The 13,075-nt window shown below is 34.1% G+C and carries 12 protein-coding genes; 8 read left to right on the top strand and 4 right to left on the bottom strand.

What is annotated here, in order from left to right; all coding sequences use genetic code 11:
- Nucleotides 1-54: 54 nt before the first annotated feature.
- The 4 genes from bamJ to A9J31_RS11090 form a co-directional block, all read right to left on the bottom strand.
- Nucleotides 55-768 carry a BamJ family beta-barrel-assembly machinery protein gene (bamJ, locus tag A9J31_RS11105; RefSeq protein WP_067765642.1) on the bottom strand — a complete coding sequence of 238 codons (714 nt, stop codon included), beginning with the start codon at nucleotides 766-768 and terminating at the stop codon, nucleotides 55-57.
- 249 nt (nucleotides 769-1,017) lie between these two features.
- Entirely contained in the window at nucleotides 1,018-3,204 is a 2,187-nt protein-coding gene (locus tag A9J31_RS11100; RefSeq protein ID WP_067765639.1) for a polysaccharide biosynthesis tyrosine autokinase, read from the bottom strand.
- A 16-nt stretch (nucleotides 3,205-3,220) separates the two neighbouring features.
- Nucleotides 3,221-3,649 carry a low molecular weight protein-tyrosine-phosphatase gene (locus A9J31_RS11095; RefSeq protein ID WP_067765636.1) on the bottom strand — a complete coding sequence of 143 codons (429 nt, stop codon included), beginning with the start codon at nucleotides 3,647-3,649 and terminating at the stop codon, nucleotides 3,221-3,223.
- The gene (locus tag A9J31_RS11090; protein ID WP_067765767.1) at nucleotides 3,649-4,704 is read right to left on the bottom strand and encodes a polysaccharide biosynthesis/export family protein; all 1,056 of its coding nucleotides are present in this window, start codon (nucleotides 4,702-4,704) and stop codon (nucleotides 3,649-3,651) included. Before A9J31_RS11090 ends, A9J31_RS11095 begins: the two co-directional genes overlap by 1 nt.
- A 415-nt stretch (nucleotides 4,705-5,119) precedes the next feature.
- Here A9J31_RS11090 and tviB point away from each other — a divergent pair, with 415 nt between their 5' ends.
- The 8 genes from tviB to A9J31_RS11050 are packed head-to-tail and all read left to right on the top strand — an operon-like array spanning nucleotide 5,120 to nucleotide 13,073.
- Nucleotides 5,120-6,397, top strand: coding sequence for a Vi polysaccharide biosynthesis UDP-N-acetylglucosamine C-6 dehydrogenase TviB (tviB, locus tag A9J31_RS11085; RefSeq protein WP_067765633.1), 1,278 nt, complete (start codon nucleotides 5,120-5,122; stop codon nucleotides 6,395-6,397).
- 9 nt (nucleotides 6,398-6,406) lie between these two features.
- Nucleotides 6,407-7,546, top strand: a complete 1,140-nt coding sequence (gene wecB, locus A9J31_RS11080) for a non-hydrolyzing UDP-N-acetylglucosamine 2-epimerase (RefSeq protein WP_067765630.1) — start codon at nucleotides 6,407-6,409, stop codon at nucleotides 7,544-7,546.
- Nucleotides 7,547-7,585: 39 nt separating this feature from the next.
- The gene (locus A9J31_RS11075) at nucleotides 7,586-8,311 is read left to right on the top strand and encodes a lipid II flippase family protein (RefSeq protein WP_067765627.1); all 726 of its coding nucleotides are present in this window, start codon (nucleotides 7,586-7,588) and stop codon (nucleotides 8,309-8,311) included.
- Nucleotides 8,308-9,510 carry an O-antigen ligase family protein gene (locus A9J31_RS11070; protein ID WP_067765624.1) on the top strand — a complete coding sequence of 401 codons (1,203 nt, stop codon included), beginning with the start codon at nucleotides 8,308-8,310 and terminating at the stop codon, nucleotides 9,508-9,510. Before A9J31_RS11075 ends, A9J31_RS11070 begins: the two co-directional genes overlap by 4 nt.
- On the top strand, nucleotides 9,503-10,591 hold the full coding sequence (locus A9J31_RS11065) for a glycosyltransferase (RefSeq protein ID WP_067765621.1): 1,089 nt from the start codon (nucleotides 9,503-9,505) through the stop codon (nucleotides 10,589-10,591). Before A9J31_RS11070 ends, A9J31_RS11065 begins: the two co-directional genes overlap by 8 nt.
- Nucleotides 10,588-11,817, top strand: a complete 1,230-nt coding sequence (locus tag A9J31_RS11060; RefSeq protein WP_067765618.1) for a glycosyltransferase family 4 protein — start codon at nucleotides 10,588-10,590, stop codon at nucleotides 11,815-11,817. The genes A9J31_RS11065 and A9J31_RS11060 overlap by 4 nt, the downstream gene beginning before the upstream one ends.
- A complete protein-coding gene (locus tag A9J31_RS11055) occupies nucleotides 11,810-12,421 on the top strand; it encodes a sugar transferase (protein ID WP_067765615.1) in 612 nt (203 codons plus the stop codon). The genes A9J31_RS11060 and A9J31_RS11055 overlap by 8 nt, the downstream gene beginning before the upstream one ends.
- A complete protein-coding gene (locus A9J31_RS11050) occupies nucleotides 12,414-13,073 on the top strand; it encodes a NeuD/PglB/VioB family sugar acetyltransferase (RefSeq protein ID WP_067765612.1) in 660 nt (219 codons plus the stop codon). The genes A9J31_RS11055 and A9J31_RS11050 overlap by 8 nt, the downstream gene beginning before the upstream one ends.
- Nucleotides 13,074-13,075 lie beyond the last annotated feature (2 nt).

Below are 13,075 nucleotides of genomic sequence, written 5' to 3'. Positions count from 1 at the left end.
GCTTTTATCTCAAAATAAAGCAGGAGAGCTGTTAGGCTCTCCTGCATAGTTTTATTATTTAACTTCGATGAGTTCTACATCAAAAATTAATGTGCTATTTGGTGGAATGGTTCCTGGAACACCTTGCGCACCGTAACCGAGATTAGCTGGAATATAAAGCGTTGCTTTACCGCCTTCTTTCATGAGCTGTAGACCTTCAGTCCAACCCGGAATTACTTGGTTCAGTGGGAATTCAATTGGTTCTCCACGCTCTACAGAGCTATCAAATACAGTACCGTCAACAAGCTTACCCGTGTAATGCACTTTTACTACAGAAGTCGCTTGAGGTTGTTTACCTGTACCTTCTTTCGTTGTTAGGTATTGCAAGCCAGACGCTGTAGTTTTAACACCTGCTTTTGCTTTGTTTTCATTTAAAAAATTATCGCTTGAACTTTGCGCTTGCTGATTACTTTGCAGTTGTTTTTTCTGCATTTCTTGCTGGAATTCAGTATATGCTTTTTGCAGTTCTTCTTCTGTATAAGCTGGTTTAGTACGAGCATGGCCTGCACGAACGCCAGTGACAAAGCTATCAATATCTAATTCTGGAGGCGTTTGATGGGCAACTTCATAACCTAGAGCATAGCTGATTTTAGCGACAGCTGAAGCATTTGCAGCAGGTTGAGTTGATGTTGCTGATTGCGTAGCAGGTGTCTTGGTTGCATAGTAAACAGGAACAAGTGCGGCACCGCCGAGTAGAACAGCGACAGCGATAGGTAGGGCCTTACTCATATATTTTCCCACAATTATTTTATATGTAAAAAGTTGCTGAAATTCTAGCAGACTTTTCCTAACATGCGATTGCTAACAAAGTTAGAGCAAACACTGCGTAGGAAAGTTCATCATAGTCATCTTCTAATTTTTATACTATAACAGCATGAATATATAAAACATTTTTTATACATAATCTTTAGGTGTTTGTTTATTACTTATATAAAAAAGCCAGTGTATAAACACTGGCTTTTTTTTAATAGCTGAAAGTTAGTCTTGATCTTTAGCTGCTTTATAACCGTATGAATAGTTATAACCATAACCATAACCAGCAGAACTACGCTGGATATCGTTCAAGATAATACCATTAACTTTGACACCCACTTGTTCAAAGCGATTTACAGTGAGTTCAAGTTCTTTCATCTGGGTTTTTGCATAACGCGCGATGACAAGATTCACACCTGCAAATTGTGAAATGATGATACCGTCAGTTACAGCAAGTACAGGCGGGGTATCGATAATCACATGATCGAACATCGGTGAAATCAAATCTAAGAATTCTTTGAATTTACCAGAACTTAAAAGCTCAGATGGATTAGAAGGGCTTTTACCACGAGTAATCACACTCAAATTTGGAATTTCAGTGGTTTTAATGATGCTGTCTAGATCACGCTGACCATTTAAATACTCAGAAAGACCTGGTTGGTTGTCTTGATTGAAGTATTTATTTAAGTAACCACGACGCATATCGGCATCAACAATCAGTACGCGCTTATCACTCTGCGCCAAAATAGTCGCTAAATTCGTTGAAACAAAAGATTTACCCACTTCAGGTGCTGGACCTGAAATCATGATCAAATTATTTTTTGCAGACGATAAAGCAAAGTGAATTGCAGTACGCATACTACGTAAACTTTCAATCGCAATGTCATCACTGTGTTTAACAGCAAGTACAGGAATTGTTTTCTTCTTCTTCAACAGTTTAATGCGGCTTTCTTGAACTGGAGAACGCGGTACCGTTGCATAGACAGGTAGATCAAGGTTGTTTTCGATTTCAGTTGAATCTTTGATACCTGAACGCATCATATTGCGAAGGAGTGCTAAGAGTGTTCCTAAGAAGCCACCTAGGAAAATAGAGAGAATTAAAATTTGTAATTTCTTAGGTGCGATTGGCGCAATAGGTTCAACTGCTGTGTCAACAATCCGTACATTACCAATTTCACCTGCTTTCGCAATACGTAATTGTTGATAAGAGTTAAGTAGAGCAGTGTACAGTTGTTGTTTTACTTCAACTTCACGATAAAGTTGTAAATAACGACGCTGTAAATCTGGAAGCTTTTTCAAAGTTGTATTGAGTTCACCAATTTTGCTATTGATTGCACCAAGTTGTGCATTCATTTGCTGCATCACTGGATGTTCACTAGTGTACTTTGCAGACGCCTCAGCTACTTTTTGTTCAAGCTGTGCTTTTTGGGTTTCGAGTGTAATACTTTGAGTTAAATACAACTCAGACTCTTTAGTGACATCTACCGTATTAAACTCTTGACGGAATTTGTTAAATTCGCGTTCCGCAACATCCAGTTGTTGTTTTAGTTCAGGGAGTTGTTCATCAAGGAATTTTAATGTTTGTGCACTTTCAGCTGAACGTCTTTCAATATTTTGATGACTGTAGGCTGCAAGGATGGCATTTAAAACTTGTGTAATATGTTCTTTATCTTGCCCTTGGTAGTCTAGTCCCAGCACGCCCGTCATTTTACCCTTTTCAGCAACAGAATAATTTGCCAAAATACTGTCAACTGCAGCAGGTAGAGACTGCTTTTGAATTAGGTAGTGATCTTTTAACTTGTCGCGGGTAAAAATCGAAATATCCCACGATCCATCAGTGGTACGTAATGAATTCGCTTGATTGAGCTTCGCAGTCAGAATTTTTTCTTCAGTTTCGGTATCTATCAGTGTAATGAGATTATCTTCGAAGCTTAAACTGAGGTCTTTATCACGATATACGTTAGGCACATTAAATTGACGGACTTCAAAACTTTTTTCATCGTCTTTAAAAGTTACTGATTTATTTTTATATTCTGTGACATATTCATGCGGGGAAAATAAGCGATCAGTGAAAGAATTTTCTGTACCGGAAATTTTTAGGTCGAGATGTAAACTCTGAATGACATTACCAAGAACTAAACGTGATTTAAGAATCTCAATTTCTGCTTGGGCAGGCTGCTTTTGATCAATCATGCCTGATAGATCACCTAAGAGTGCAGCAGAAGTCCCTTTACTCTCTTCCACTTGTACTAAAGCATTGACTGAATAAGTATCCGGTGTTGCTCTTAAATAAAGTAAAGCACAAACAAGACTTAAAATTACACATAGAGCAATTAACTTCCACTGTGCAATCAGAGAGAAAAATAATTCTTTTAAATCAATTGTATCTTCTGTATTGGTATTTTGGCTCATAATCGTACATCAAAAGTTAAATTTGTTTAGTCCAATCTGCAACGCAAGATTGGATCAGTTCTGAGGTCTGGTCAAAAAAAGCCTGATCATGCTGGTATGGGTCAGGCACATTTTTACCTTGCCAATGACCTAAACGAAAAGTCTTTCCTTTTGCAAATGGCCATGTCTGTTCAATATGCTTTTGTTGATTTGAACTCATGACCAAAATTAAATCTGATTTTTTGATCAGTTCAGCATTTAATTTTTGGGCAATATGTCCACTCATATCGATGCCAATTTTTTGCATACAGTGTTGCGCTTTTGCATCAGCAGCATGCCCAATCATACCTGAGATTCCAGCTGAATAAATATTCAGGTCGGGATGATCTTTTTTTAGGAGATACTCAGCCATTGGACTACGGCAAATATTACCCACACAAACGACGAGGATATTCTTAAAATGCATTATTGACCCATTCTATCAAAGTTATAAATTATATTTGAGAATGGAATCACCTGATTGATTACACGTTGCCAACGTGCCAACCCAGATGCATCGATATAGACGATATCATTACTACGCATTTTAAATTGATTGGCCAAACCGAAGTCACCAATACTGGTTAAATCTAAATGGTAAATTTCAGTCATCGGGCTGTTCATATCGCTACGCACTACGTAGATTTTACCTCGACTTGCTGAAAGTGAGTTAATACCTAGACTTTCACCTAGGACATCACTGAGGCTCATGCCTTGTTCACGCATTGGTAAAGATTGGTTTTTACCAGACTCTCCCATCACATAAATTTTTTGGTTTTCACGTGAGTTGACATAAATTGTGTCATTCGGTTTGATGAGTAAGTTGTGTAAAGAATATCCAGCTTTTTCAAGTTCAATACTATTGAGTGCATAACTTTGTCCATTTCTAACCAAAGTTAATGAGGCATTGTCACCAAATTGACTATTTACACCACCGGCAAGGCCAAGTGCAGTGTAGATGCTTGTAGGCTGATCGGTAAGGTTAAACTGACCGCCTTTCATTACATTACCTTGCACTGAATAACGCTGGCCTTGGTAGGAAAGCACACGAACGATCACATCAGGTGTTTTTAAGTAACGTGCTAATTGGTTACGTAATTCTTGATTGACTTGATTGAGTGATTTACCTGCTGCTTTATAACGACCAATGATTGGGAATTGAATGTAGCCATTTTGATCAATCTGATAACCATTTGACTTAATGGCTTCTTGGTTGCTAATTGTATTTGTAGGTGGTGTTATTTCTGGATATGCCCATAAATAAATAGATAAAATATCACCTGAACTTAACCGATAATTTTTTTGTTGCTGATTAAAAAGGTGTGCAAAATTTTGTTGATTAATTTGCGCAGGCTGAACCGCTGCTAAATTATCTTGGGATAATTTAATCACATTTACAGTAGACCCGAGCTCAGTTTGATAAGTGCCTTCTTTAGGAAGGTCATATGTTTGAAGACCTGATGTAATTGCACAACCCGTCATACCTAAACTGAGTGCTAACAAGAAGCTATAACGATAGTAACTCACTCGAAATCCTACTTATAAAAATAATTGAATTGTAAAAAAGGCAAAAGCCTGATTTTTAAAATATATAACGGAACATTTTATACTATGTAAAGTAAACATCCTAGGATTTGCTGTCAAAATGTGTTGCAGCAATGTAATGAGTTTTGTGTGAAATAAAACACATTTTCTTTCAAGAAGAAAAAATAATTTAATTTACAAAATAGGTATTAAAAATCAAATATTAATATATTGGTTAAAAAATAAACGTTTAATTTTGCAGTTATAATTTTCGATTACGAAAAATAATAATTCTCGAAAAATATAAGGGCGATTTCTGCTATATTATGAGGCGTTTTTCACATGATTAAATCATAAATTATAAGGCTCTGGAATGTTGCAACTCTCGGAACTAAAAATTGCTGTAATTGGGTTGGGCTATGTGGGTTTACCACTAGCTGTTGAATTTGGTAAAAAAGTACCTGTAGTGGGTTTTGATATTCACCAAAAACGAATTGATGAGCTGCGTTCAGGGCAGGACCATACGCTCGAGGTATCTCCAGAAGAATTAGTACAATCTACACATTTAACATATAGCGCAAATTTAGAAGATCTTAAATCTTGTAACTTTTTTATTGTTACTGTGCCAACACCAATTGATGAGTTTAAGCAGCCAGATTTAACGCCCCTTGTTAAAGCCTCGACCAGTATTGGCCAGGTACTTAAAAAAGGCGATGTCGTGGTTTATGAATCTACTGTATATCCAGGTGCGACTGAAGAAACCTGTATTCCAGTTCTGGAACAAGTATCTAGTCTAAAATTTAATCAGGACTTCTTTGCCGGTTATAGTCCGGAGCGAATTAACCCGGGTGACAAGCTGCACCGTGTCACCAATATTCTGAAAATTACCTCAGGTTCTACGCCTGAAGTTGCTGAATTTGTGGATCAGGTGTATAACCTGGTGATTGAAGCAGGTACGCATAAAGCAACCAGTATTAAAGTGGCTGAAGCGGCAAAAGTAATTGAAAATACTCAGCGTGATGTCAACATTGCCCTGATTAATGAACTGGCCGTGATCTTTAATAAAATGGGAATTGATACTGAAGCAGTATTGCAGGCTGCCGGTACTAAATGGAATTTCTTGCCATTCCGTCCAGGTCTGGTCGGTGGACACTGTATTGGGGTGGATCCGTATTACTTAACACATAAGGCTCAATCTTTGGGTTTGCATCCAGAAATAATTTTAGCGGCACGCCGTTTAAATGACCGTATGGGAGAATATGTCGCAACTCAACTGATCAAAGAGATGGTAAAAAAACGCATACAGGTAACTGGATCAAAAATTCTAGTAATGGGTTTGAGTTTTAAAGAAAACTGTCCTGATATCCGTAATACCAAAATTGTAGATATGGTTAAAGCTTTAAAAGAATATGAGCTTGATATAGATATCTATGATCCTTGGGTTAATCCTTCAGAAGCAGAATTAGAATATGGTTTAAGGCCTATAAAAGAATTAATTCAAAATAATTATGATGGAATTATTCTAGCTGTAGCTCATGAGCAGTTTAAACAAATGACGGCTAGAGAAATACATACTTTAGGCAAGCCTTTACATGTCTTATATGATTTAAAATATGCATTAAATAAACAAGATAGCTCAATTCGATTATAGGATAATACTGTGAAAAAGAAAGTATTGTTAGTATTTGGTACGAGACCAGAAGCTATTAAGATGGCACCATTAGCTTTAGAGCTAAAAAAAAGAGCTAGTTGTTTTGAAACTAAAGTCTGTGTTACTGGGCAACATAGACAAATGTTAGATCAAGTACTTGATCTTTTTAGTCTTGTCCCTGATTTTGATTTAAATTTAATGAAAGAAGGACAAACCTTATCTGATATCACCTCTGGTGTACTAAAAGGTTTAGAAAAAGTTTTCGCTGAATGGAAGCCAGATATTGTATTAGTACATGGTGATACTGCAACAACTTTTGCAGCCTCTTTAGCCGCATATTATCATAAAATTCCTGTGGGTCATGTAGAGGCTGGTTTACGTACAGGCGACATTTACTCCCCGTGGCCGGAAGAGGCTAATCGTAGATTAACCGGAGCCTTAACTACATATCATTTTGCACCAACTCAGTCATCTTATAGTAATTTAATTAGAGAAAATATAAACCCTAAAAGTATTACTATCACAGGCAATACAGTAATTGATGCCTTGTTAACAGTGAAAAATAAGGTAGAAACAGATCGAGCTATTATTAAACAATTTGAACAGCAATTTGATTTTTTAGATCCAAACAAAAAACTGATTTTAGTAACAGGACATCGTCGTGAGAACTTTGGTCAAGGTTTTTTAAATATTTGTTCAGCTTTGGCTAATATTGCCAAGCAGTATCCTGAGGTTCAAATCGTATATCCTGTCCATTTAAACCCGAACGTACAAAAACCTGTCAACGAATTGCTCTCTGATATTTCTAATGTTCATTTGATTGCACCTCAGGATTATTTGCCTTTTGTGTACTTAATGAACCGCAGTTATTTAATTTTAACTGATTCTGGGGGTATTCAAGAAGAAGCGCCTTCATTAGGTAAGCCTGTGTTAGTGATGCGAGATACTACAGAGCGTCCAGAAGCAGTGGAAGCAGGTACTGTTAAACTAGTTGGTACTAATGCACAACTAATCCAACAGTCAGTTATCGAGCTTTTAGAAAATCCAGATTTATATCAAGTAATGGCAATGGCACATAACCCATATGGGGATGGAAAAGCAGCTAAAAAGATTATAAATATATTAATTGATGATTTAAGCACGAATTAATTTTTTTATAAATATGTACTACTGAAGAAATTATATGTAATGAATTTATATTTAATAGTATTAGTGATTTTCCTTTTTTCTAGTATTCATTTTATTGAGTTTCTTAGTTTTTACTCAAGAATTGCAGGTATTAGAACGGATAATCGATTGATTTCCTACTCTTTACAACAAACTGCATTTGTTGGAACAAGATTCTTTTTTATTTTTTTAATGCCAGTTTTAGGTTTTATTATAGATAGTAGAATTGATAAAAATACATACTTGATTATGGTTATTTTTTCACTTGTATTTGCTACAGTAAGCTATTTAATAGCATATATTTTGAGAGAAAAAATTATATTTTTTTTTATTAGTGTTATTGAGGAATATAGTCAAAATACTGGCTATCTTAAATCAATATTAAAGAGTATTTACAAGACTTTATATATTGGGGATATCCCTAAATATAAGGTAAAAGGTATAATTAATAAAAAAATGGTATTTTTTTCAGCTTTAATTTTTTGCTCCTATAGTATTGCAGTTTTTTTATCTTTTTATTTTGCCTTAGTTTTTTACGAGTTTAGATCAACAATCAGTCAGCTTTCGGGAGTGGTTAATGCTTTTGCTACTTTAGTGTTAACTTTATATATAGAACCTCGGATATCAAGATCAATAGATAAAAAGTTACTAAATGCTGAATTTGATGTATATTCGCTTTTACTAGGACGTTTCTTAGGAGTGGCCATTATTTCACCCGTAATAGTTGTGTTAGTAGGTTTAATATGACTAATCTATTAGATAAAAAAAATATTCATAATTTTTTTCTATTTATTGCTATATTTTCTTTTTTTATATTACCTAGATTTGTGGCAAATATAAGACTAGAAGAAATTGTTACAGTAATATATGCTTTTTTTGTATTACCATATTTTATATTATTCTGCTTTGATAGGAAAATCATGCCATGTATTATCTATTTTATTTTTTTAATATTTAGCTTTTTTTTAAGTTTATATAGTGATGTTTTATATTATGATATCCAATTTTTTAATTGGATATATTTTTCTAAATATTTTTTATTTTTTTCATTTATTTGTTTAGGGTATTTTAGTGGGAAATTTAATTCCTTTAATAATACTACTATAAAAATAACATTATATATATGTTTGGGACTTAATTTTCTTTGGATATTCTATCAGATTATATCAGGGAATCTTGGATCTTTACTGGGTGCAGATAAAGCTTTTTCATATGGTTTAGCATTAATTGGAGAAGCAGCAGCATTTCAAGTTGGCTCTTTACTATCTTTATTTTTCTTTATAAGTCTAAGTTTCTTTTATGAAAAAGAAAGTTTAAGTTTTAAAGTTTTAGGGTTTTTATTGGGGTTATTTTTGGCTTATGCCGTATATTTAACCCAGTCTAGAGTAAGTCTATTAGGTGTTTTGTTGGGATTTATTATATATATATATGTTAGAACTAATATATTTTATAAGTATTTAATTATAAGTTTTTCTGTAATTGCTTCTATGTGGTTATTTAGTATTATTAAGATTTCTATTTCTAAAAGTGATAATAATAGATTCACTTTAGAAGGAGTTTTAGCTTCATATGAGGCTAGGGGAGGGGATATATGGGCTGAACCAATTGGGAAAATAAATGAAAATATTTTTATCGGGCATGGTTTGGGTGCTTTAAGTCATTTTAATAAAAATACAAATGAAATGCATAATTATTATCTTAAGCTTCTTTTAGAAGGGGGGATTTTTTATCTAATTGTTTTTATATTATTTTTGATTAGTATTATTTTCTTAAAAAATAAACAAAATAAATATTTCATTTCCATGAAATTATATTTATTTTGTTTATTGCTTTCTGGATTCTTGCAAGATAGTTTTTCATCAAATAAAGCAGTAATTCCTTTATTTTTTTTAATTGGCTATTTTTTATATTTTATCAAGTTTAAAGGTGTCAGAAAGAATGTCTAAGCATATTCTAGTTATCGTTGAAGATTATCCAAGTGAAATTAATGCCTATCCTATGGCTTATGTACATACTAGAAATAAGCTTTATTTAAATGAGAATGTTGATCTTAAAATTTCAATACTTTCATTTAAAGCCAAAAAATCATATGTATGGGATGGTATTCAAGTTTATTCTGAGAAAGAAATTAAAGAAATAGGTCTTCATAAATTTGATTCCTTTGTTTCGCATGCGCCAAATTTGAAAAATCATGTTAGATTTTTAAAAAAAAATAAAATTGAAAATGTGACTTTTTTTATTCATGGTCATGAAGTTTTAAAAGTAAATAAATACTATCCTAAGCCTTATAGTTGGGATAAAGAAAAAAATAAGTTATTAAGAATAATATATGATTATTTTAAGCTTAATATAATTTCAAATTTTTTTATTCGCAGTAGTAGTTTTAAGTTCGTATTCGTTAGTAACTGGATGAAAGATGAAGCATTAAAAAATTTAAAACTTCAGTACTTGTCTAAAACTTTTATTATTCATAATCCAATTAATGAAATTTTTTCAGTAAATACTTATGATAAAGAAAGTAAAAAAATATATGATTTTATTACTATAAGACCATTAGATGGCTCCAAGTATTGTATGGATGTGGTGTATAGATTAGCTAAAAAATATCCTGAATTTAAATTTAAAATAATTGGTAAGGGCGATTTTTTTAAACATAATCCTAAATTAGATAATATTGATTGGGATGATAGGTTTTACAAGCCAAATCAATTACTTGACAAATTGAATGAAGCTAAGGTTGCCTTAATGCCTACTAGATTAGATTCTCAAGGAGTTATGATGTGTGAATTGGCTACTTATGGTATGCCAATAATTACTTCAGATATCCCTATTTGTTATGAAATGCTTGGCAAGTATAATCAAGCTTATTTTATTAGTAATGAAAATCCTGAATTAATGTTTCAAAAAATTATTTCAAACGAAGATTTTTTTGTCAATAAAGAATCAAATCGAAATTTTTTATTAGAAAAATTTAATATTCAAGAGATTTCTAAACAAGAGCTTAATGTTATTCTAGATTTATTATGAAAATTATTTACTTACATCAATATTTTAATACTCCTCAAATGTCTGGTGGCACACGTTCTTATGAAATGGCTAAGCGTTTAGTTGCCGCTGGTCATGAGGTTCATATGATAACCTCTTGGGTTCAGGAGACAAATCATCTAGATTGGTTTAATGAAGAAATTGATGGAATAAAGGTCCATTGGTTTCCTAATCCATATAGTAATAAAATGTCTTATAAACAGCGGATTCAGGCATTTTTACGCTTTGCTTATGCTTCTATGCAAAAAATAGCGACTATTCCTGCTGATATAGTTTTCGCAACAAGTACGCCTTTAACTATTGCCATACCCGGTGTTCTTGGTGCACGTAAACAAAAAATTCCGATGATTTTTGAAGTCCGAGATTTATGGCCTGAAGTACCTATCGCTATGGGAATTTTAAAAAAGCCGTATCAAATATTCTTAGCCAAAAAATTGGAAAAATGGGCTTATAAAAATTCTGCCCATATAGTAGCTTTATCTCCAGGTATGAAAGAAGGAGTAATTGCAACTGGTTATCCTGAAAATCAGGTGTCAATCATACCAAATAGTTGTGATAACGATCTATTTGAAGTGCAATCTAATGATTTTGAAATTTTTAAGTCCCATAACGCATGGCTCCCTGAAGGAGATCTAATCATATATACCGGTACATTTGGTATAGTTAATGATGTGGGTATCGCTGTTGATCTAGCTAAAGAATTAAAAAACCGCCAATCGAGTATTAGTATTTTGTTAATAGGAGATGGATTGGAGTTCGATAAAGTTTATAAAAGAGCTATAAATGAAGATGTATTAAATCAAACTTTATATATTCGTAAACAGGTTCCTAAAACAGAGATCCCTTATTTTTTAAAATATGCTGCTATGGCTTCTAGTTTTGCAATAAATATTCCAGCTATCCAAGCTAATTCTGCAAATAAATTTTTCGATGCTCTTGCTGCTTCAAAACCTATATTAATTAATTATGGTGGATGGCAAAAAGATATTATTGAAAATAATCAATGTGGTCTCGTAGCTTGGGGGAAATCAATCAAAGAAACGATTGATGATGTAGAAAATTTTTTAAACAATAAAGAAAAATATAATCAAGCATGTAGAAATGCAAAATCTCTTGCTTTAAATGATTTCTCAAGAGATATGTTGGCAAAAAAATTAGAAGCCATTTTAATAGAGGGTGCAAGAAAACAAGGAAAGTTTAATGATTAAACGCCTTCTCGATATTATCATCGCCTCCATCGCCCTGATCCTGCTTTCACCACTTTATGCCTTTGTGGCTTACAAAGTGAAAAAAAATCTGGGCTCTCCGGTCTTGTTTCGCCAGGTGCGTCCCGGTTTACATGGCAAGCCCTTTGAAATGATCAAGTTCCGTACCATGAAAGATGCTGTAGACTCACAAGGCAATCCGTTGCCAGACAGTGAGCGCTTGACGCAATTTGGCAAAATGCTACGTTCAACGAGCTTGGATGAAATGCCTGAGCTTTGGAATGTCATAAAAGGTGATATGAGTGTGGTTGGCCCACGTCCATTACTTATGGAATATTTACCTCTCTATAATGCAGAGCAAGCAAAGCGCCATGATGTTCGCCCAGGTATGACAGGTCATGCACAAGTAAATGGTCGTAATGCCATTAGCTGGGAAGAAAAATTCAAGCTGGACACATGGTATGTCGAAAACCAGTCAACCGTATTGGACTTTAAAATCATGTTGAAAACTGTGCAAAAGGTTATTGCTAAAGATGACATTAGTGCAGAAGGTGAAGCGACCATGACAAAGTTCACAGGCACTAAACCGGAGCAACATCATGACTGAAACGCTGTATGCGATTTATGGCGCTTCTGGCTGCGGCCGAAGCCTTATGCCTGTTGCAAGAGAGCATTTAGCGCGTACAGGTATTCAGGCTGACATCTATTTTATAGATGACAATCTAGCGGAACCGACTGTAATTAATGGACATCAAGCAATTAGCTACGAAATGTTCAAGGTCTTAAAGAGTTCTCGGAAATCAGTTTTAATTGCGATCGCAAATAGCAAAGTGCGTGAAAAATTGGCAAATAAACTCGATCAAGATGAAATTGAACTTTGGTCGGTTCAAGCGAATAATACTATTATTATGGATGGGGCTATTATTGCCGCAGGTGCAGCATTAAGCCCATTTGTAACAGTAACGTCAAATATTCAAATCGGTAAATGTTTTCACGCAAATTTATACAGTTACGTCGAACATGACTGCATTATTGGTGACTATGTCACATTTGCACCAGGTGTAAAATGCAATGGCAATATTCACATTGAAGATCATGCCTATATTGGTACTGGTGCGGTGATCAAACAAGGTACCCCAGACAAACCATTAGTGATTGGTAAAGGTGCTGTGGTTGGTATGGGGGCAGTCGTGACTAAAAGTGTTCCCGCAGGTGTTACTGTTGTAGGTAATCCAGCCCGAATTTTAGAGAAGAAATAAAG

The sequence above is a fragment of the Acinetobacter gandensis genome (assembly GCF_001678755.1).
GTDB lineage: Bacteria > Pseudomonadota > Gammaproteobacteria > Pseudomonadales > Moraxellaceae > Acinetobacter > Acinetobacter gandensis.
Note: the sequence above shows the minus strand (reverse complement) of the source record. Positions and strands in the feature narration are given on the sequence as shown.

What these genes read in the sequence shown, in the direction of transcription:
- tviB (WP_067765633.1), top strand. Translation starts at nt 5,120, where the DNA reads ATGTTGCAACTCTCGGAACTAAAAATTGCTGTAATTGGGTTGGGCTAT.
- bamJ (WP_067765642.1), bottom strand. Translation starts at nt 768, where the DNA reads ATGAGTAAGGCCCTACCTATCGCTGTCGCTGTTCTACTCGGCGGTGCC.
- A9J31_RS11100 (WP_067765639.1), bottom strand. Translation starts at nt 3,204, where the DNA reads ATGAGCCAAAATACCAATACAGAAGATACAATTGATTTAAAAGAATTA.
- A9J31_RS11070 (WP_067765624.1), top strand. Translation starts at nt 8,308, where the DNA reads ATGACTAATCTATTAGATAAAAAAAATATTCATAATTTTTTTCTATTT.
- A9J31_RS11060 (WP_067765618.1), top strand. Translation starts at nt 10,588, where the DNA reads ATGAAAATTATTTACTTACATCAATATTTTAATACTCCTCAAATGTCT.
- A9J31_RS11065 (WP_067765621.1), top strand. Translation starts at nt 9,503, where the DNA reads ATGTCTAAGCATATTCTAGTTATCGTTGAAGATTATCCAAGTGAAATT.
- A9J31_RS11095 (WP_067765636.1), bottom strand. Translation starts at nt 3,649, where the DNA reads ATGCATTTTAAGAATATCCTCGTCGTTTGTGTGGGTAATATTTGCCGT.
- A9J31_RS11055 (WP_067765615.1), top strand. Translation starts at nt 11,810, where the DNA reads ATGATTAAACGCCTTCTCGATATTATCATCGCCTCCATCGCCCTGATC.
- A9J31_RS11090 (WP_067765767.1), bottom strand. Translation starts at nt 4,704, where the DNA reads ATGACGGGTTGTGCAATTACATCAGGTCTTCAAACATATGACCTTCCT.
- A9J31_RS11050 (WP_067765612.1), top strand. Translation starts at nt 12,414, where the DNA reads ATGACTGAAACGCTGTATGCGATTTATGGCGCTTCTGGCTGCGGCCGA.
- A9J31_RS11075 (WP_067765627.1), top strand. Translation starts at nt 7,586, where the DNA reads ATGAATTTATATTTAATAGTATTAGTGATTTTCCTTTTTTCTAGTATT.